18 protein-coding genes are annotated in these 19,648 nt (G+C 68.8%); 10 read left to right on the forward strand and 8 right to left on the reverse strand.

The features are described 5' to 3' along the window. The first annotated feature begins 18 nt into the window (after positions 1-18). From fabG1 to P3L18_RS09085, 3 genes are all read left to right on the forward strand, one after another. Complete coding sequence (fabG1, locus tag P3L18_RS09075; protein ID WP_006370101.1) at positions 19-762, forward strand: 3-oxoacyl-ACP reductase FabG1; 744 nt, start codon at positions 19-21, stop codon at positions 760-762. A 73-nt stretch (positions 763-835) separates the two neighbouring features. Next, positions 836-1,669, forward strand: coding sequence for an NADH-dependent enoyl-ACP reductase InhA (gene inhA, locus P3L18_RS09080; RefSeq protein WP_006370102.1), 834 nt, complete (start codon positions 836-838; stop codon positions 1,667-1,669). 4 nt (positions 1,670-1,673) lie between these two features. Continuing rightward, a complete protein-coding gene (locus tag P3L18_RS09085; RefSeq protein ID WP_043456437.1) occupies positions 1,674-2,816 on the forward strand; it encodes a ferrochelatase in 1,143 nt (380 codons plus the stop codon). Positions 2,817-2,867: 51 nt separating this feature from the next. Here the strand turns inward: P3L18_RS09085 and P3L18_RS09090 are convergent, their stop codons facing one another. Next, on the reverse strand, positions 2,868-3,659 hold the full coding sequence (locus tag P3L18_RS09090) for a hypothetical protein (protein ID WP_276113922.1): 792 nt from the start codon (positions 3,657-3,659) through the stop codon (positions 2,868-2,870). Positions 3,660-3,738: 79 nt separating this feature from the next. Between P3L18_RS09090 and P3L18_RS09095 the strand changes: the two genes are divergently transcribed. The 3 genes from P3L18_RS09095 (at position 3,739) to P3L18_RS09105 (ending at position 6,324) form a co-directional block, all read left to right on the forward strand. Further along, complete coding sequence (locus P3L18_RS09095; RefSeq protein WP_276113924.1) at positions 3,739-4,578, forward strand: DUF3097 family protein; 840 nt, start codon at positions 3,739-3,741, stop codon at positions 4,576-4,578. Positions 4,579-4,654: 76 nt separating this feature from the next. After that, a complete protein-coding gene (locus tag P3L18_RS09100) occupies positions 4,655-5,083 on the forward strand; it encodes an NfeD family protein (protein WP_006370106.1) in 429 nt (142 codons plus the stop codon). 5 nt (positions 5,084-5,088) lie between these two features. After that, positions 5,089-6,324, forward strand: a complete 1,236-nt coding sequence (locus P3L18_RS09105; protein WP_006370107.1) for an SPFH domain-containing protein — start codon at positions 5,089-5,091, stop codon at positions 6,322-6,324. A 34-nt stretch (positions 6,325-6,358) separates the two neighbouring features. Here P3L18_RS09105 and P3L18_RS09110 read toward each other — a convergent pair whose 3' ends face one another. From P3L18_RS09110 to P3L18_RS09125, 4 genes are all read right to left on the reverse strand, one after another. Next, positions 6,359-7,924 (reverse strand): alpha/beta hydrolase-fold protein, encoded by a 1,566-nt coding sequence (locus P3L18_RS09110; protein WP_276113925.1) that lies wholly within the window; start codon positions 7,922-7,924, stop codon positions 6,359-6,361. A gap of 123 nt (positions 7,925-8,047) precedes the next feature. Continuing rightward, positions 8,048-8,608, reverse strand: coding sequence for a hypothetical protein (locus tag P3L18_RS09115; RefSeq protein ID WP_079929680.1), 561 nt, complete (start codon positions 8,606-8,608; stop codon positions 8,048-8,050). Next, on the reverse strand, positions 8,605-9,201 hold the full coding sequence (locus P3L18_RS09120; protein WP_006370110.1) for a hypothetical protein: 597 nt from the start codon (positions 9,199-9,201) through the stop codon (positions 8,605-8,607). Before P3L18_RS09120 ends, P3L18_RS09115 begins: the two co-directional genes overlap by 4 nt. 133 nt (positions 9,202-9,334) lie before the next feature. Beyond that, positions 9,335-10,000: a TVP38/TMEM64 family protein gene (locus P3L18_RS09125; protein WP_006370111.1), complete on the reverse strand. Its 666-nt coding sequence runs from the start codon at positions 9,998-10,000 to the stop codon at positions 9,335-9,337. 278 nt (positions 10,001-10,278) lie between these two features. Between P3L18_RS09125 and P3L18_RS09130 the strand changes: the two genes are divergently transcribed. Genes P3L18_RS09130 through meaB form a run of 3 tightly spaced genes read left to right on the forward strand, consistent with a single transcriptional unit; the run spans position 10,279 to position 15,490 of the window. Then, positions 10,279-12,216 carry a methylmalonyl-CoA mutase family protein gene (locus P3L18_RS09130; RefSeq protein ID WP_079929686.1) on the forward strand — a complete coding sequence of 646 codons (1,938 nt, stop codon included), beginning with the start codon at positions 10,279-10,281 and terminating at the stop codon, positions 12,214-12,216. Then, a complete protein-coding gene (gene scpA, locus P3L18_RS09135) occupies positions 12,213-14,477 on the forward strand; it encodes a methylmalonyl-CoA mutase (RefSeq protein ID WP_014359996.1) in 2,265 nt (754 codons plus the stop codon). The genes P3L18_RS09130 and scpA overlap by 4 nt, the downstream gene beginning before the upstream one ends. After that, entirely contained in the window at positions 14,474-15,490 is a 1,017-nt protein-coding gene (gene meaB / locus P3L18_RS09140; RefSeq protein WP_006370114.1) for a methylmalonyl Co-A mutase-associated GTPase MeaB, read from the forward strand. Before scpA ends, meaB begins: the two co-directional genes overlap by 4 nt. Before the next feature lie 80 nt (positions 15,491-15,570). Here meaB and P3L18_RS09145 read toward each other — a convergent pair whose 3' ends face one another. From P3L18_RS09145 to P3L18_RS09155, 3 genes are all read right to left on the reverse strand, one after another. Beyond that, positions 15,571-16,542, reverse strand: a complete 972-nt coding sequence (locus P3L18_RS09145; RefSeq protein WP_211544968.1) for an ABC transporter substrate-binding protein — start codon at positions 16,540-16,542, stop codon at positions 15,571-15,573. Between the two features lie 84 nt (positions 16,543-16,626). Continuing rightward, positions 16,627-17,358, reverse strand: coding sequence for an SDR family oxidoreductase (locus P3L18_RS09150; RefSeq protein ID WP_276113926.1), 732 nt, complete (start codon positions 17,356-17,358; stop codon positions 16,627-16,629). Further along, the gene (locus P3L18_RS09155; protein WP_020171367.1) at positions 17,355-18,041 is read right to left on the reverse strand and encodes an isochorismatase family protein; all 687 of its coding nucleotides are present in this window, start codon (positions 18,039-18,041) and stop codon (positions 17,355-17,357) included. The genes P3L18_RS09150 and P3L18_RS09155 overlap by 4 nt, the downstream gene beginning before the upstream one ends. Before the next feature lie 22 nt (positions 18,042-18,063). Between P3L18_RS09155 and P3L18_RS09160 the strand changes: the two genes are divergently transcribed. Then, entirely contained in the window at positions 18,064-19,641 is a 1,578-nt protein-coding gene (locus P3L18_RS09160) for an AMP-binding protein (protein ID WP_276113927.1), read from the forward strand. Positions 19,642-19,648 lie beyond the last annotated feature (7 nt).

Genomic DNA, 19,648 nt, shown 5'->3' on the forward strand with positions numbered 1-19,648 from the left:
AACCGATAGGTTTGGCGCATGGCTGATAGCAACGAATCGACCGACACCGGTCGGGTCTCACGATCGGTACTGGTCACCGGCGGCAACCGTGGAATCGGTCTGGCCGTGGCCCGGCGGCTGCTCGCCGACGGGCACAAGGTCGCGGTGACCCATCGCGGTTCCGGGGTGCCCGACGGGTTGTTCGGGGTCGTGTGCGATGTCACCGACACCGAGTCGGTGGACCGGGCGTTCACCGAGATCGCCGAGCATCAGGGGCCCGTCGAGGTGGTTGTGTCCAACGCCGGCATCAACGAGGACACGCTTCTCATGCGGATGAGCGTGGAGAGCTTCGAGAAGGTCATCAACGCCAACCTGACCGGGGCCTTCCGGGTGACCAAGGCGGCCACCCGGGACATGCTGCGCAAGCGGTGGGGACGATTCATCTACCTCGGCTCGGTCGTCGGTCTGATGGGTACCCCCGGCCAGGCCAACTACGCCTCGTCGAAGGCCGGTGTGATCGGGCTCGCGCGGTCGGTGACCCGCGAACTCGGCGGCCGCAACATCACCGCCAACGTCGTCGCACCCGGGCTCATCGACACCGACATGACCCGAGCGCTGCCCGAGGAGTACACCAAGACCGCGGTGGACCAGGCGATCCCGGCCAAAAGGATGGGACAGCCCGAAGAGGTCGCCGCGGTGGTGTCGTTCCTGGCCTCCGACGACTCGTCCTATGTCACCGGCAACGTGATCAACGTCGACGGCGGTCTCGGTATGGGCCACTAGACTCTCCGGATCCGTTCTCCCACCATCGATTTTCTCCAATCCCCCGACCCCGCACAGCAGAGGAGTTCTCGCCGTGAGCGGAATCCTGGACGGCAAGACCGTCCTCGTCACCGGCATCATCACCGATGCCTCCATCGCCTTCCACACCGCCAAGGTCGCCCAGGAGCAGGGCGCGAAGGTCATCATCACCGGGATCCCGGAGCGATTGCGGCTGATCGACCGCATCGCCAAGCGGCTACCGCAGGAGGTCCCGCCGGCGATCCCGCTCGACGTCACCGACGAGGAGTCGCTCGCCGCACTCGCCGACAAGGTCGGTGAACTCGCGCCCGAGGGCGTCGACGGAGTGGTGCACTCGATCGCGTTCGCGCCCAAAACCCTGATGGGCCCCGACGCCGTGCCGTTCCTCGACGGCCCGGGCCCCGACGTGTCCAAGGCCTTCGAGATCTCGGCGTGGAGCTACGCGTCGCTCGCGCGCGCGGTGCTGCCGGTGATGAACGAACGCGGCTCGATCGTCGGCATGGACTTCGATCCGCGGACCGCGATGCCCGACTACAACTGGATGGGGGTGGCCAAGGCCGCCCTGGAGTCGGTGAACCGTTATGTGGCGCGTGAGGTTGGCTACGCCAAGCGGATCCGGTCCAATCTGGTCGCGGCCGGTCCCATTAAAACGCTTGCTGCCAAGGCGATTTCGGGCACCGCGACGGATGACGCGAAGAAGCTGAACATGCTCAACGAGTACTGGAACGGTGCGTCGCCGATCGGCTGGGACGTCAACGATCCGGGCGTGGTGGGCACCAGTGTGTGCACACTGCTCTCCGACTATCTGCCGGGCACCACCGGGTCGATCGTCTACGTCGACGGCGGGGCGAGCCACAACACCTGGTTCCCTGAGGACTTCATCAAGTGAGCGTGTGTCGGTGACCGTCGCGCCCGAACGCGGGGACGTCGATCGCACCGGCGAGCGCCGGCCGTTCGACTCCGTGCTGTTCCTGTCCTTCGGGGGGCCCGACGGGCCCGACGACGTGATCCCCTTCCTGGAGAACGTCACCCGAGGGCGTGGTGTGCCCCGGGAGCGCCTCGAGGCGGTGGCGCAGCACTACCTGCACTTCGGTGGTGTGTCACCGATCAACCGGCTCAATCTCGACCTGATCGCGGCCCTGCGTGCCGAGTTGGACCGTCGCGGGCACGAGGGGCTGCCGGTCTTCTTCGGTAACCGCAACTGGCATCCGATGATCGCCGACACCGTCACCGAGATGTACGACGCGGGTCATCGGCGGATTCTGGTGTTCCCGACGTCGGCCTGGGGCGGCTATTCCGGTTGTCGGCAGTACCACGAGGACATCGAGCACGCGGTGACCGAGCTCTCGCGCCGCCGACCCGCGGCCGCATCGTCGGATCCCGTTCTGCTGCGCAAACTCCCACAGTATTGGGATCATCCGGCGATGGTGGCGGCCGGCCGTGACGCGGTCGCGCGTGCGGCGGCCCTCCTTCCGCCCGCGTCACGCCCGCCGCGTCTGGTGTGCACGGCACATTCGGTGCCGAGCGCCGCCGACGCGAACTCCGGGCCCGCCGCCGACGGCGGCCACCTGTATTCGCATCAGGTGGCTCGCGCGGCCGAGATGGTTGCGCGGGCAGCCGGTTTCGACGACCACGACCAGGTATGGCAGTCGCGGTCGGGGCCGCCGCAGGTGCCCTGGTTGAGCCCGGACATCTGCGACCATCTCGAAACACTGGCCGAACAGGGCATCACGCAGGTCATCGTCTACCCGGTGGGTTTCATCTCCGATCATCTCGAGGTGATCTGGGATCTCGACAACGAGGCGGCCGATACCGCGCGGCGTCTGGGAATGGACTACGTCCGCGCCGACACCGTGGGTACCGACGCGCGTTTCGTGTCCCTGATCGCCGATCTCGTCGACGACCACCTTGCCGATGACCGCTATGCCGGTGCTGCAACCACTCCGGCGGGCGAGCCGCCGATGGGGTGCGGGGACAACGGGGCGATCTGCCGGGACCGCTGCTGTGTCCCGGTGGCCCGCCCGACCCGCCGCTGACGGCGGGGGCGATCACCCTCACCGGGGATGTGGATCGTCGGCGACCGCCGATCACCACGTGGTGCCGAGGAATTCGGCGATGATCCGGTTCACCGCGGCGGCGCGCGCGGCATGGGCGAGACCGACCAGCCGCCGCAGCTCCCCATCGCCGGATGACCACTGTGCGGCGGTTGCCCCGAATCCGGCTCCGGCCTCGCCGGCGAGGATCGCGATCGACTCGACCTGTGCCGCGGTCTCGATCATGCGTGTCGCACGCATGTCGTCGTGTGGTGGCACCTCGACGAGGTGGCGGTGGGTCTGTGCGCGCAGCGTTCCGCGCAGATCGACGGGCATCGTCGCCGTCCGGCCACCGATCTTCGTGATCAGCTCGGCTGTCGTCGAGATCGCCTGTCGCAGTTCGTATTCGATGTCGCCGGCGAGCCCGGTTGCCCCGCTTGGCACCGCCGATCGGTAGCGCATCGCCCGCCAGCGGCAGGAGCCGTCGTGTTCGGTCGGGATCAGTGCCAGCGGCGTCGCGGCGCCGTCGTCGATCAACAGGACCTCGCCGGCGGCGAAGGCGGCGGTGGTGGCCTCGTCGGGTGGGAGGCCCTGCGGGTCGCCGGCGCTGGGGAGCCGGACCGAGAGGCGTCCGGCGTCGCGGAGCAGGGTGAGTATTCCCAGAACACCGGCCGGGGTCGGGTCGGGCGTGCCCGTCCGGTCGTCGAGGACGTGCAGATCGGCGGATCCGGCGAGGGTGTCGACGACGTCGTCGGGGGAGCAGCGTCCGGCGATCCACGCCGCAGACCACGCGCCCAGGGCGCTGGCCGGCCAGGCGTGTTGCAGGACATGGTCGATACTGGTCATAGGTCGTCCACGATACCTTCCGGTTCGCACATCGGCGCCCGGCGTGGCTTTCGCCGGTCTGGGGCGGGAGTTGGTTAGCGTGACGGGTGTGACCGACGATCGTTATGGACGAGATGTACTGGCGGCGCCGCGCCGCGCCGCGCCCCGCACCCCAGAGGTGGCGGCAGAGCGAGACCTGGTCGTCGAGGACGCGGCCAGCGGATTCTGCGGCGCCGTCGTCGGACTCGAGAAGAGCTATGCCGGCGACCTGGTACGGCTCGAGGACCGCCACGGGCGTACGCGGGTCTTCGTCATGCATCCCGCGGCGTTCCTCATCGACGGTGCACCGGTGACCCTGGTCCGACCGCGCACCCGGGGTCCGGTCGCGGCGCAGCGCACCGCGTCGGGATCACGGGTGGCGCCCGCGGCGCGCGCCCGCACGGCCCGTGCGAGCCGGATCTTCGTCGAGGGCGTGCACGACGCCACTCTTCTCGAACGCGTCTGGGGATCGGATCTGCGCGCCGAGGGGGTGGTGGTCGTGGGGCTCGACGGCCTCGACAACCTCGACGCCGTACTCGCCGATTTCGGGCCTGCCGCCCATCGCCGAGCGGGTGTGTTGGTCGACCACCTCGTTGCCGGTTCCAAGGAGGAGCGCCTGACCGCGGATGTGGGGGAGCACGTCCTCGTTCGTGGGCATCGGTTCATCGATGTCTGGGAAGCGGTCAAACCGTCCTCCGTGGGCATCCGGGCCTGGCCGACGGTGCCGCGCGGGGAGGAGTGGAAGGCCGGGGTGTGTACCCGATTGGGCTGGGGCACACCACAAGACGGCTGGCGTCGGGTGCTGTCGAAGGTCAACGACTTCCGTGACCTCGAGGTGGATCTGTTGCGCTCGGTCGAGGAACTCATCGATTTCGTGACCGCCGCGGACGGCGACGGCTGAGTCGGCGATCGCTCCGGGGACTCGGGCGCGGTCCGGATCGCCGCTGCCCCGGTGGCGATTCTGGCAGACTGGACCCATGAGCACCCTGATCTGGCTGGTGGCCGTGATCGTGCTGCTGATCGGCGAGATGGTCAGCGGAGATCTGGTGCTGCTCATGCTCGGTGGTGGCGCGCTCGCCGCCACGGGTGTGGATTTCTTTGTCTCACCACCCATCTGGGTGGACGTGGTGGTGTTCGCGGTGGTTGCGGTCGCGTTGCTGGCATTCGTGCGGCCGGTGGCCAAACGGCATCTGATGTCCCGACCGGCATTGCTGACCAACGTCGAGGCGCTCGAGGGCAAGCACGCCACGGTCCTCGCGTCCGTCGACGAACACCGCGGCCGGGTGAAGATCGACGGCGAGGAGTGGTCCGCCCGCGCGATGACCCCCGGCGATCATTTCGAACCGGGCGAACAGGTGACCGTGATGCAGATCGACGGCGCGACCGCCGTCGTATGGAAGGGGTGAGGGTCGTGGAGTACATCGGCTTGGTGGTGGCCGTCCTGGTGATCGTGTTGGTGGTGGTCACCCTCGCGAAATCGGTGGCCCTCATCCCGCAGGCGGAGGCGGCGGTGATCGAACGCCTGGGGCGCTACACCCGTACCGTGTCGGGGCAGTTGACCCTGCTGGTGCCGTTCATCGACCGGATCCGGGCGCGCGTCGACATCCGCGAACGCGTGGTGTCCTTCCCCCCGCAGCCGGTCATCACCGAGGACAACCTCACCCTGTCGATCGACACCGTCGTCTACTTCCAGGTCACCAATCCGCGGTCGGCGGTCTACGAGATCGACGACTACATCGCCGGCGTCGAGCAGCTGACCATCACCACACTGCGCAACGTGGTCGGTGGCATGACCCTCGAGGAGACGCTGACGTCGAGGGACTCGATCAACGGCCAGTTGCGCGGCGTACTCGACGAGGCGACCGGGCGATGGGGACTGCGCGTGGCGCGCGTCGAGCTCAAGTCGATCATGCCGCCGCCGTCGATCCAGGAATCGATGGAAAAGCAGATGAAGGCCGACCGTGAGAAGCGCGCGACCATCCTGGCCGCGGAGGGACAGCGCGAGTCGGCGATCAAGACCGCCGAGGGTGCCAAGCAGAGCCAGATCCTGTCCGCCGAGGGTGCCAAGCAGGCCGCGATCCTCTCCGCCGAGGCCGAGCGGCAGTCCCGCATCCTGCGTGCCCAGGGCGATCGCGCGGCGACCTACCTCAAGGCGCAGGGTGAGGCCAAGGCGATCCAGAAGACCTTCGCCGCGGTCAAGGCGAGCAAGCCGACACCGGAGATCCTCGCCTATCAGTACCTGCAACAGATCCCCGAGATGGCCAAGGGCGAAGCCAGCAAGGTGTGGGTGTTGCCGACCGACTTCGGTTCGGCCCTCCAGGGATTCGCGAAGTCGTTCGGCGTCAAGGGCGACGACGGGGTGTTCCGCTACGAGCCCGCCGACGACATCCCGGCCGACGTCGACGAATCCGACACCGAGGGCTGGTTCGACATGACCACCGACCCGCGGGTGGCGCGTGCGGTTGCCGAGGCCGAGGCGGTTGCCCGTCAGCCCGTCGAACCCGATGCTCCGCTGCGTGCGGCCACTCGTCGCTCCATCCCCGCCGACACCACCTCGTCGGGAGCGCTCGACGCGGCACCGGGATTCGCGGCGGCACCCGCGGTCGAATCGGCCGCCCCGACCGACACCGCCGAGCCGAGCTCCTAGGTCCGCGTCGTCCGGCACCACGCCGGGCGGGGTCTCACGCCGGTGGCGAGGACGAGGGTGCGGACATCGCGTTCACCGACGCCGACGGGGCACTCGGTGCGGTGCCCGAGGGCGTGTGCGTCGTGGTCGCCGGCACCGGACCGGCGTCGGGTACCCCGATCTCGGCGGCCATGGTGGGCAGCGCGTCGGTGAAGGCCTGCTCGGCGAATTGCCATGTGTGCCCGCCCGATTGCAGATGGATCGAACAGGTGATGCCCACTTTTTCACCGTCGGTGCACAGCGTTCGTGCCGCGGTCAGCTCCGACCCCGGGGTGATGTGCCCACCGCCGTCGCGGCCACCGAGTCCGGTGCCACCCTGGCCCGGGCCACCCCACTTGCCCTGATTCCCGTGTCCCTGGCCCCCTTGTCCTTGACCCCACTTCCCCTGGCCCCGGCCGCCCTGTCCCGGGTGGTGTCCGCCGTGCTGTCCCGGACCGCCGGGACCCCAGCCGCCGCCGGAGGATTCGTCGAACCACCCCGAGACCCCGGTGTAGCGACCGTGGCGCGCCATGACCGTCGCCGGGTCGAAGTCGGCGTAGGCCGTGGTGCTGCCCCCGAAGAGCCGGCTGACCGTCTGGCTCGTGGTGCCGGAGTTGGGGGCGGCGTCGCCGGCGATGTCCTCGAACGAGGTGAATTCATCGGGGTGCATGGTCACCAGGTCCACCGCGCAGGTGCCGCCCATCGACCAGCCGACCACGCCCCAGTTGGCGGCGGCAGGCGATGCGCGGAACTGCGAGATCACCGCCGGACGGACCTCGTCGGTCAGATGTGTGGCGACGTTGCCGCGGGGCCCGTTGACGCATTCGGTGTCGTTGTTGAAGCTTCCGCCCACATCCGGGAACACCAGGATCGGAGCCTGTCCGTGATGTGTGCGCGCGTAGGCGTCGATGATCTGGACGGCATGTCCGGTGCGCATCCAGTCGGCGGGGGTGTTGAATTCGCCGCTGATCATCATCACGACCGGAAGGGTCGGCGGGGTGGGGCCGGCGAACCACGCGGGTGGCAGATAGACATATTCGGTGCGATGGGCGAAATCGCTGTGCGCCGAACCGGTGTCGATGGAGACCACCTTGCCGGTGGTCTGCACGGTGTTGCGATCGGCGGCCAGCGTCGAGTTGTCGATCTGGTCGGGCAGCGGTCCGGCAGTCAGTTGCGCCCACGCCTCCTGAACGGTCGGGAAGTAGCCGACCCACTGGTTCACACTGAGCGCGGCCGCCGCGAGCACGGCGATCACCGACAACACCGATGCCACCCGGCGCCACCACTGGGTGCGACGTGCACCGACGACGACCAGCGCCACCGCGGCGCCCAGCGCGCCGATCCACCACCACAAGAGCTGCGGCGCGGGGTCGGAGGACATACCCTCTGAGGACCAGTATTCGTATGCGGCCCACACCGTCAGTGCGCCGACCCCGACGCTCACCGGAATCCAGAGCAGCCACCATCGTCGCGACCGGCGTGCGATGACCAGGACCAAGAGGACGATGGCGACGATCTCGATGGTCAGCGGCAACCAGCCGTCGAGCAACGAGACGCCGTGTCCGTACGTGTGCGAACCCACTCGCGCCAGTGTGCGTCCCGGAACTGGCACCTCGCCGTCAATCAGCTGAGAGTCCGCTCAACGCTTGATATTTCGGGCTCGAGAAACCGACCAGCCCGACTTATCGGACCGTGCCGGCCGCGGTCACACGGCCAGCAGGTGCCCCACCCCGGCCATCCCGCACGCCCACAGCACCGAGGCGAAGGTGCCCATGATGAACTGCTCGCTGGCATGCGGCGCGCGTAGTTCCGGAAACCGGGCCAGGCTCTTGACCGCGAGGATGATCGCCAGCCCCTCCGGCCAACCGAGCAGCAGGGTCCCGACGACGGCGAGCCGTTCGAGGTATCCGATCACCCGGCCACCACGCAGCGGACCGGACTCGGGCTCGTCCGGCCCACCCGCGGGCGGTGCGGTGCGAGCCGGGGCTCTGGTGACGCCTCCGGCGATGAGTACCGATCGGACGATGGCGCCGCCGGCGGTCACCGCGGCCGTGGTGGCCGCGAGGGATCCGATGACGGACACGGCGTGGGTGGTCGGTGCGGTACCGGACCACGCGCACAGTGCGGCCACCGATGCGAGCAGCAACGAGACGACGCTCGACGCCGGATCGATCCACTCGCGGTTGCCGAGCCGACGGTGCAGCGCCATCGCCGCCCCGGGGAGCGCGGCGATCACGATGAGCACCGTGATGGCGGTGGCGGTCATCGGGGGTCCTCGGCGGGTCGGTCGGCGCGGGCGAGGAGATCGGCGACGAGATCTCGCGTGGGCGACTCCAGTTCCCAGCGCGCCGCCCGCAATCGCTGCGACATGGCCTGCGGGGTGATGCCGAGCTCTTCGGCCGCCGCGGTCTGTCGCAGGCCGCCACGGACCAGCGACACGGCCTCCCGGCCCGCGGCCGAGCGGGTGATCACGATCTCGGTGAGCAGACGCAGAGCGGTGTCGGCGTGTTCGGCCCACCGGGACGCTCCGCGCACCGCCAGCGGTGGCCGCGCGGCCTTGGCCGCTTCCACCGCGGCCCGCGCATGTTCGAACGCCTCACCGCGGCCCGCCCGGGTCTGCGCAGGGAGCGGTGTCTCGACGTCGCCGATGCCGATGCCGATGCTCCAATGTCCCTCGTCGGCCAGCAGCAGGGTGACGGCGACGACGGCGTCCGGGTCGGTGAGTACGGCCTGGACCTCGTCGCCTGCGGTGCGGTCGAAGGGTCGGAGGACCGGGGTGTCGGCAACGGCGGTGAGCAGGTCGGGAACGCGGTCGCGGTCCGTCCGGCTCCGGCGCTGGTCGATCGTCATCACGAACACAGCAGATCACCCGCCACCGACAGGGCGGTTGCGGCGACTGCGGTTGCGGGACCCCGCGGCCCGTGGTGCCTCATGCCACAAGTATGAGGACTTGTCATCGGTATATCAAGCAAAATGACTTGATATGGATAAATCAAGTTTGAGAAGTTGATGGCCGAAGGGGTGTCCGCACGTCGACGACGAGCCCGATGACCCCGATCGCGAAGAACGTGGCGCTCAGAGCCAGCAACCACGGGTTCTGTCGACCGGTCAGCGCGTCGCCGAGAAGCACGACCGCCACGGTTCCCGGGGCCATGCACGTCACACTCGCCAGCAGGTAGGGGCCGGTGCGCACCGAGGAGAGTCCCGCGCAGTAGTTCAGCAGCCAGAACGGACAGACCGGGATCAGCCGCAGCGACCCGACGGCCAGCCAGCCGCGCGCGGCCAGCCGGTACTCGACCGCTCGCATCACCGGCCGCTGCAGGAATGGCTGAATGCGGGACCGCCCGACACCACGGGCCACCCGGAACGCCAGGTACGCCGCCAGGGTTGCCGAGATCATCGCGCCGATCACGCCGACGACGGGACCGAAGAAGATCCCCGACATGACGGTGAAGATGGTGCGGGGGATCGGCAGTGCCGTGCATACCACGTAGGCGCCGAAGAACACCCAGACGAAGGCGGGCCCGAGATTCTCGCCCCAGGCGCGCACACTGCCGACCGAGGGAAGGGGAACGAGATAGGAGATGGCCAGCACCGCGCACACCGCGACGAGTCCGAGGACCGCGTTGCGGATACTGCGGCGCGATTGGGTGGTCATCGCATCTCTGGACCGGCCCGGCGACCCCGACGGGATCGGCGGCTCGGGCGAGGCGGGTGCCACGGACTCGCCGGAACCACTGCGATCGTTACGCACCGCTCCACTCTAGGGCGGTCCGCTCGACCGGCTCCCGCGTGATCGCGGCCGAGTCCGCCGGGCCAGGCGTGTCGGACGTGGCATACGTCACGACACGGGCCTACTGTGCGGTACCGAGCGAGCGATCGGCTAAGGTCAACTACGCTCTCGACCGAGCGCATGATGGAGGTGTGTGCAGCACGATGCCCGAGCACAGCGAACAGCCCGAGCAGTCCCGACAGGCGCTCGACGAGGCATACGAGACATGGTCGCGGGCCGCGGCCGGGGTGCTCGCCAAGTCGCGGCGCGTCGAGGTCGATGATCTCCCCGACACCCCCGAGGCACTGCTGTCCACGCAGACCCGGGACGGGCTGACCGTCCGCCCGCTCTACACGCGCCGAGACGAGACCGCAGAACCCGGTGTCCCCGGTGGCTTCCCCTACGTCCGTGGGGCCGACCCGCACCGCGACGTCCTCACCGGCTGGCGGGTGACCGAACGATTCGGCGACGATCCGGCATCGGCCCAACAGGTCAACACCGAGATCCTCGAGGCGATGAACAACGGGACCAGCGGCCTGTGGCTGGCCGTCGGAGGTGCATTGACCGCCGACGACCTCGCCACCGTGCTGTCCGGTGTCTACCTGGATCTCGTGCCGATCACCCTCGACGCCGGCGCCTCGGGTATCGAGGCCGCACGCGCCCTGCTCGCCGTCCTCGACGGTGCGCCCGCGGGCGCGAACACCGCCGCGCCGACCGCGGCGACGACGCTGTCCCTCGGGCTCTCACCGCTGACCGCCGCATACTCGGGACGGCCCACGGTGGCACCCGAGGCGGCCACGGAACTGGCGGTCGAGGTCGCGGGGGCGCACGGCGCCGCGGTTCGCACCCTCCGGGTCGACGGCACCGACTTCGCCACCGCCGGTGCCGACAACGGACTCGAACTGGCCCTGTCGGTGGCTGCCGCGGTGGCGCATCTGCGTGATCTCACCGCCGCCGGACTCGACCCCGCGGCCGCGCTGGAACAGCTCACCTTCGCCGTCTCGGTCGCCGACGATCAGTTCGCCGGAATCGCGAAACTGCGTGCGCTGCGGCGTATCTGGGCTCGGGTGGCCGAGGTGATCGGCGCACCGACGTCCGGTGGCGCGCTGACCCATGCGGTCACCGACCTGTCGATGTACAGCCAGCGTGATCCGTGGGTCAACATGCTGCGCAGCACCATCGCCGCCTTCGGTGCCGGCATCGGCGGTGCCGACCAGGTCACCGTCCTGCGGTACGACGCCGCGTTGCCCGCCGATGCACGCACCTCCGGAGCCGCGTTCTCCCGGCGGATCGCCCGCAACACCCAGCTGTTGCTCCTCGAGGAGTCCAACATCGGACGCGTGCTCGATCCGGCAGGCGGATCGTGGTTCGTCGAATCGCTCACCGACGACCTCGCCGCGAACGCGTGGGCGGTCTTCGGTGACATCGAGAAGCAGGGCGGATATCGCGCCGCCCTCGACTCGGGGTGGATCGCCGAGCGTGTCGCCGAGTCGTTGCAGACCCGGGACGTGGCGGTCGCCCATCGTCGCGAATCGGTGACCGGGGTCAACGAGTTCCCGAATCTCGCCGAGAAGCCGATCACCGGCGCCCCGGCCACGACGACCGACCTCGTCGGCGCGACCCCGCGACTGGCCCGCGTCGGACGCGCCTTCGAGCAGTTGCGGGATCGCTCCGACGCCCAGTTCGCCGACACCGGCACCCGTCCGCGAATCCTGTTGCTGCCGTTGGGAAGTGTGGCCGAGCACAACGGCCGCACCACGTTCGTCGCGAATCTGCTCGCGGCGGGCGGGATCGAGGCGGTGAACCCCGGGCCGCTCGACGCGTCGACCATCCCCACCGCGATCGCCGACACCGGCACGCCGATCGCCGTCCTGTGCGGCGCCAAGGCGCGCTACGCCGAGGACGGTCCGGCGGCGCTGGCCGCCGCGCGGGCAGCGGGTCTGGCGCACGTGCTGCTCGCCGGACCGGACAAGGAATGGCCCGCCGGTGACGACCGCCCCGATGGCTCGCTGCGTGTGGGCATCGACGCGGTGGCCACCCTCACCGACCTCTTCGACCGGCTCGTCCCCTCCGTCCCCGCCACCTCGGGAGCCAGCGCATGACCAACACCGAACAGACAACCGCGATACCGAGTTTCGCCGACGTCGACCTCGCCGTCGAGGTGCCGGCGGTACCGGCCGACGCGGCTGCGGAGGTGATCGGGGACCTCTCGGCCGCCCACGGTTACAGCACCGAGCAGGTCACCTGGAGCACCCCCGAGCAGATCGACGTCACGCCGGTGTACACCCGCGCCGACCGGGATGCGGTGACCACCGACGGCGCCCACCCGTATCCGTTGGATTCGGTACCCGGGGCGGCGCCGTTCATCCGCGGCCCGTATCCGACGATGTACGTCAACCAGCCGTGGACCATCCGTCAGTACGCGGGCTTCTCCACCGCGGCGGAATCCAACGCCTTCTACCGCCGCAACCTGGCGGCCGGGCAGAAGGGCCTGTCGGTGGCCTTCGACCTGGCCACCCACCGCGGCTACGATTCCGACCATCCACGCGTCGCCGGTGACGTCGGCATGGCGGGTGTGGCGATCGACTCCATCCTCGACATGCGCCAGCTCTTCGACGGCATCGACCTCGGCAGCGTGTCGGTGTCGATGACGATGAACGGTGCGGTGCTGCCCATCCTGGCGCTGTATGTCGTTGCCGCAGAGGAACAGGGCGTGCCGCCGGAGAAGCTGGCGGGGACCATCCAGAACGACATCCTCAAGGAGTTCATGGTCCGCAACACCTACATCTATCCGCCCAAGCCGTCGATGCGGATCATCTCCAACATCTTCGAGTACACCAGCCAGAAGATGCCGCGGTTCAACTCGATCTCCATCTCCGGCTATCACATCCAGGAGGCCGGGGCCACCGCCGATCTCGAGCTCGCCTACACCCTCGCCGACGGTGTGGAGTACATCCGCGCCGGCCTCGACGCCGGGCTCGACATCGACAAGTTCGCCCCGCGACTGTCGTTCTTCTGGGGCATCGGGATGAACTTCTTCATGGAGGTCGCCAAGCTGCGTGCCGCGCGTCTGCTGTGGAGCGAACTCGTCGCCCAGTTCGATCCGAAGAACCCGAAATCGTTGTCGCTGCGCACACATTCGCAGACCTCGGGGTGGTCGTTGACCGCCCAGGACGTGTTCAACAACGTCGCCCGTACCTGCGTCGAGGCGATGGCGGCCACCCAGGGTCACACCCAGTCGTTGCACACCAACGCCCTCGACGAGGCGATCGCCCTGCCGACGGACTTCTCCGCCCGCATCGCCCGCAACACCCAGCTGCTGTTGCAGCAGGAATCGGGTACCACACGCCCGATCGATCCGTGGGCGGGCAGCAACTACGTCGAGTGGCTGACCCATCAGCTCGCCCAGAAGGCCCGCGAGCACATCGCCGAGGTCGAGGCGACCGGCGGTATGACGCAGGCGATCAACGAGGGTCTGCCGAAGTTGCGGATCGAGGAGGCCGCCGCCCGCACGCAGGCGCGCATCGACTCCGGTCAGCAGCCGCTCATCGGGGTCAACAAGTACCGCGTCGACGACGACGAGGAGATCGAGGTTCTCAAGGTCGAGAACTCCAAGGTGCGCACCGAACAACTCGAGAAGCTCGATCGGCTTCGCGCAGGCCGGGATTCGGCGGCGGTGGAGGCGGCCCTGGCCGATCTGACGCGCGCCGCGGCCAGCGACGACGGCGGCATGGAGAACAACCTGATGGCACTGGCCATCGAGGCCGCCCGGCAGCAGGCAACCGTCGGTGAGATCTCCGCGGCGCTGGAAAAGGTCTATGGTCGCCATCAGGCAGAGATCAAGACCATCAGCGGGGTGTATCGACATGAGGTGGGTGCGGTGACCGGCGTCGAGGCGGCCACGGAGATCGTCGAGCAGTTCGCCGAGGCGGAGGGTCGGCGCCCGCGCGTGCTGGTCGCCAAGATGGGCCAGGACGGACACGACCGCGGGCAGAAGGTGATCGCGACGGCATTCGCCGACCTCGGCTTCGACGTCGACGTGGGCCCGCTGTTCGCCACCCCCGAGGAGGTCGCCACGCAGGCCGCCGACAACGACGTCCACGTCGTCGGTGTGTCCTCGCTGGCGGCCGGGCACCTGACGTTGGTGCCCGCGCTGCGCAAGGCGCTCGAGGAGGTCGGCCGCCCCGACATCATGATCGTCGTCGGTGGGGTGATCCCGCCCGGTGATTTCGAGGAGCTCTACGAGGCAGGTGCCGCGGCGATCTTCCCGCCCGGTACCGTCATCGCCGACTCGGCGGTCGAACTCGTCGGCAAGCTCGCCGACAATCTCGGGCTCGAACTCGCCGGAGTCGCTTCCGAGTGACCGACCAGAGCGGCACACGGGCAGCGGTACGCCGGCGGGTCGACGTCGATGCGCTCGCCGAGGCCATCCTCGAGGACCGCCGCGCGGATCTCGCCCGCGCGATCACCCTCGTCGAATCGCGTCGGCCCGATCACCGCGCCGCGGCGCAGGAGTTGCTCCTGCGTCTGACTCCGCACTCGGGCAAGTCGTTTCGGGTCGGCATCACCGGCGTCCCCGGTGTCGGCAAGTCCACCACGATCGAAGCACTCGGACTGCATCTCATCGAGCAGGGGCACAAGGTCGCGGTACTCGCCGTCGACCCGTCCTCCACCCGCACCGGCGGGTCGATCCTCGGGGACAAGACCCGGATGGGCCGGTTGTCGATGGACAAGCGTGCCTACATCCGGCCGTCACCGACGTCCGGCACGCTCGGCGGGGTCGCCAAGGCCACCCGCGAGTCGATCGTCCTCGTCGAGGCCGCAGGTTTCGACGTGGTGCTGGTGGAGACCGTCGGCGTCGGCCAGTCGGAGGTCGCGGTGGCCAACATGGTCGACACGTTCTCGTTCCTGACCCTGGCCCGCACCGGGGATTCGTTGCAGGGCATCAAGAAAGGTGTCCTCGAGCTCGCCGACGTGATCATCGTCAACAAGGCCGACGGCAAACATCTCACCGAGGCGAACGCGGCCGCCCGCGAGCTGAAGAACGCGCTGCGGCTGATCTATCCGCACGACGCACTGTGGTTTCCACCCGTGCAGACGATGAGTGCGCTGGAGAACACCGGCGTCGACGAGTACTGGGCGGCGGTGGAACGTCATCGCGAGACACTGCTCGCCGCAGGTGAATTCGAGGCCCGACGCAATCGTCAGCAGATCGAGTGGATGTGGGAGATGGCGCGCGAGACCGTGCTGGCACGCCTCGCCGATTCCCCGGAGGTCAAGTCGGTGCGCGCCGAGGTCGAGCAGCAGGTACGCGAGGCCACGCTGACCCCGGCGCTCGGCGCGCAGCGCATCATCGAGACCTTCGACAACCGCTGACCCGACAACCCGAACGCACACCGGCGCCGCACCTTCGAGGTGCGGCGCCGGTGTTCTTCAGCGGGTCGGTCGCACGCGGGTCAGAGCTTGGCGGCCACCGGATTCAGGGTGTCGATGACGAACCCGACCGACGGCGCACTGGGCACGCTGAACGCGGGTTGGGTCTTGTCGTCGAGGTAGACGACCGTACCGTTCTTGACGGCAGTGAGGTTGCTCCAGCCGGGTACCTGGTTCACCACGGCGTTGTTGCCGCCGGGAACATAGACGACCAGCAGATCCGAGTTCAGCAGGTCGATCCGCTCCGGCGAGATCAGCGCACGGGTGGACTGACCGTTGTGCAGTGCGGCCACCTGCGGGTTCAGGGTGAAGCCCAGTTGGGCGATCAGGCCCGCAGCGGCATCCTTGGTGGAGTTGATCGCCCCGACCTGACCGGTCGGGCCCACCTGCGCGAAGGTGAAGGTCTTGCCCTGCGCCTTGGCGTTGTTCGACTTGAACGTCGAGATCTCACCATTGGTGGCATCGATCAGTTTCTGTGCCTGATCGCCGACGCCGAAGATCTTGCCGGCCGTCGTGGTCAGTTGCTCCCAGGTGTCGGCGGTGGCGCCCTTGGTCAGTACCGGGATCGTCGGGGCGATCTCCTTGAGCTTGTTGTACTGGTCCTCGCTGCCGAGGTAGCCGGCCAGGATGAGGTCGGGGTTGAACTTGGCCAGTTCGGCGACGGTCACCTGGGTCGGGTCGGCGACCTCGACGATCTGTGCGTTGTTGGCGGGGGTCCACGAGAACGTCGGCGTGCCCTGCGGGACGAACGCCGCGGTGATCGGGATATTCAGTGCCGCAAGGGTATCGGTCCAGTCACTGAGCAGTGTCACCACGCGGGTGGGCTTGGCGGTGATCTCCGTCGAGCCGTATTCGTGATCGATGGTCACCGGGGTGAACGACGAACTGCTCTGTGCCGAGTTGTCGTCGGGGGAGGAGCAGGCGCCGAGGAAGGCGATCAGGCCCACCGCGACGGCCACCACCAGGCCGCGCAGCATCGGTCGTGTGTTCTTCACGAGAATCCAATCAGTTGTGTAGGAGGAGTGGAGATTTCGGCGGGCGAGGTGTCGTCCGGTGCGGCGTTGCCCGTGGCGACGGGGTCACATGTCCAACGTCGCACCTCCGTCGACCCGCAGGTCGTGCAGCGTGACGTGGCGCGCCGCATCCGAGGCGAGGAAGACGACGGTCTCGGCGATGTCGGCCGGGTCGGCGATCCGGCCGAGCGGTATGCCCAACCGGAAGCGGGCGGCGTCGCCGACGAGCACCGTGTCGCGATCGGCATCGGAGGCCCACATACCCCGGAGCATGGGGGTGTCGGTCGACCCGGGGGAGACGATGTTGACGCGTACGCCGGAGGGGGCCGCGGCCAGCCCGAGTGACCGTGCGTAGGAGGTCGCGGCAGCCTTGGATGCCGCGTACGCCGGTAACGCGGTGCGCGGCACGGTGGCGGCGTTGCTGGAGACGACCACCGCCGAGCCTCGTCGACGGGCGGTCATCGAGGGCAGGGCCACGTCGAGGAGGTTGCGGACGCCACCGGCGTTGACGGCCATGCAGGTGTCCCAGTCGTCGCTCATCACGCCGGCGGCGGCGACCACCACACCGATCGGACCGTGTTCGGTGTCGAGCTCGTCCCAGGCGGCGCGCACGGCGTCGCGATCGGTCACGTCGACGGCACGAATATCGGTGTCGGGCTGACGGTCCCATCCGATGACGGTGGCACCGGCGGCCCTCAGGGCGTCGACGACGGCAGACCCGATGCCGCCCGCGGCGCCGGTCACCAGGGCGACCTCACCGGCCAGCCCGGCCGGCCCGGCGGTGGATCCTCCGGTCACGCCGTGACTCCGGACCGATCCGTGCCGACACCGTCGGAGGCGTGTTCTGTGGCCGCTACCTGCACAGCGCGCAACACCTGTGCGGCGCGGACGACCCGTCCGGCGCGTTTGCCGATGTACTCGGCGGCCATCCGGTGCTCGTCGCGGGAGAAGTCACCCATCGCGTCGACGACGAAGAAGGGGGCGACGTCGCTCATGAACGCGTCGGTGGCGCTGATCATGCAGCCCATGTGGGCGTAGACCCCCACGATGATCAACTGGTCGCGGCCGTGGTGGGCGAGCAGTTGGCGTAGGTCGGTGCGCTGGAAACCCGAGTATCGCCACTTGGTGACGCAGATGTCACCGTCACGTGGCGTGAGTTGCTCGATGATCTCCTCGTCGCGTCCGGAGGAGAGTCCCTTGCCCCAGAAGTCGGAGAGGATGCCGCGTCGCGACGGATGTTGATCGCCGGGTTGGGCGGTGTAGACCACCGGAACGCCTGCCGCCGAACATGCTTCGCGGATCGCGATCATGTTGGGTAGTGCCGTGGCCATCGGTTCGTGGTCGAGCCGGTAGGCGTCGATGAAGTAGCGCTGCATGTCGTGGATCAGCAGCGCGGCGCGTTCTGGCTGCAACGTCCATTCCACGCGGGCGGGGAAGGGGCCCACGGGTATCTGGTACGGAGCGATCGGGGGAATGGCCACAGCATTAGGGTAGCCTCACCTTGTGCACGCGACACCCTGGCCCCCCGAACTCGCCGAGAAGTACCGCACGACAGGTGCCTGGACGGGCGAGAACTTCGACGACATCCTCACCACGCGAGCCCGCGACCGGCGTTTCGCCGACAAGATCGCCGTCATCGACGACGAGCGCTCGCTGACCTACGCCGAGTTGGACGAACGCGTCGAGCGGCTGGCGGCCGGGCTGGTCGGCCTGGGTATCGCAGCCGACGACCGGGTGATCGTGCAGATCCCGAACTCGGTGGCCTACGTCGAGGCGGTGTTCGCGTTGTTCCGCGTACGCGCCCTGCCCGTCTTCGGATTGCCCGCCCACCGCGAGACCGAACTGGTCGGCATCGCCCGCTCGGCCGCAGCGGTGGCGATCATCTCTCCGGCGAGCGGTCGCGGCGTCGACTACGGGGCTCTGGCACAACGCGTGGCCGACGCGGTCGACTCGGTGCGGCTGCTCATCGACTCGGACACTTTCGAGAAGCTCTGGGCGCAACCGCTCGAGCATCCTCGCGCCGATCCCGAGCAGCTCGGCTTCCTGCAGCTCTCCGGCGGCAGTACCGGAGTGCCGAAGCTGATCCCGCGCACGGCTGCCGATTACCTGTACAGCGTGCGGCGCAGCAATGAGGTCTGCGGTGTCGACGAGAACACGGTCTATCTCGTCGTGTTGCCCGCCGCGCACAATTTCCCGATGAGTTCCCCGGGCATCCTCGGTGCGCTGTACGCCGGCGCGACGGTGGTGCTCTCGCCGAGCCCGACGCCGTCGGTCGCCTGGGAACTCGTTGCGCGCGAACGGGTCACCATGGTGGGCCTGGTGCCACCGCTGGCCCGGCTGTGGACCGAGACTGCCGAGGCCGGTACCTCGCTGGACCTGTCGAGCCTGCAGACCGTGCAGGTCGGCGGCGCGCGGTGTCCGGACGAGTTGGCGCGGCGGATCGGCCCCGCTCTGGGGGTGCGGCTGCAGCAGGTGTTCGGGATGGCCGAGGGTCTGGTCTGCTACACGCGGCTCGACGACCCCGACGACCAGATCACCTCCACGCAGGGCAGACCGATGTCGCCGCTGGACGAGATGAGGCTCGTCGACGAGCACGGGGCGCCGGTCACCGACGGTCCGGGTTTCCTGGAAACCCAGGGCCCCTACACGATTCGCTCCTACTGGCGCGACGCGAGCCCGGAGTCGTTTGCCGCCGACGGGTGGTATCGCACCGGTGACGTCGTCGAACTGACCGCGCAGGGCAACCTCGTGGTGCGGGGGCGGGCCGCCGACCGCATCAATCGCGGCGGTGAGAAGGTCTCGGCCGAACAGGTCGAGGAGCATCTGCTGGCCCACCCGGCTGTCCGCGACGCCATCGTCGTCGCCGCGTCCGACACGTACCTGGGCGAGCGCACCTGTGCCTATGTGGTGCCCGTCGACACCGACGACCCACCCACCCTGGCGGGCCTGCGCGCCTTCGTCCGCAACTCCGGCCTCGCCGAATGGAAGCTCCCCGACGCCATCGAGGTGATCGAGGCGTTCCCCGAGACCGGGGTGGGTAAGGTCAGCCGAAAGAAGTTGCGGGAGTTGCTCACCCGCTGACCGTGCG

Source organism: Gordonia sp. N1V (assembly GCF_029269935.1).
Lineage (GTDB): Bacteria > Actinomycetota > Actinomycetes > Mycobacteriales > Mycobacteriaceae > Gordonia > Gordonia polyisoprenivorans.

What these genes read in the sequence shown, in the direction of transcription:
- P3L18_RS09125 (WP_006370111.1), bottom strand. Translation starts at nt 10,000, where the DNA reads ATGACCACCCAATCGCGCCGCAGTATCCGCAACGCGGTCCTCGGACTC.
- fabG1 (WP_006370101.1), top strand. Translation starts at nt 19, where the DNA reads ATGGCTGATAGCAACGAATCGACCGACACCGGTCGGGTCTCACGATCG.
- P3L18_RS09115 (WP_079929680.1), bottom strand. Translation starts at nt 8,608, where the DNA reads ATGACCGCCACCGCCATCACGGTGCTCATCGTGATCGCCGCGCTCCCC.
- P3L18_RS09100 (WP_006370106.1), top strand. Translation starts at nt 4,655, where the DNA reads ATGAGCACCCTGATCTGGCTGGTGGCCGTGATCGTGCTGCTGATCGGC.
- P3L18_RS09090 (WP_276113922.1), bottom strand. Translation starts at nt 3,659, where the DNA reads ATGACCAGTATCGACCATGTCCTGCAACACGCCTGGCCGGCCAGCGCC.
- P3L18_RS09130 (WP_079929686.1), top strand. Translation starts at nt 10,279, where the DNA reads ATGCCCGAGCACAGCGAACAGCCCGAGCAGTCCCGACAGGCGCTCGAC.
- scpA (WP_014359996.1), top strand. Translation starts at nt 12,213, where the DNA reads ATGACCAACACCGAACAGACAACCGCGATACCGAGTTTCGCCGACGTC.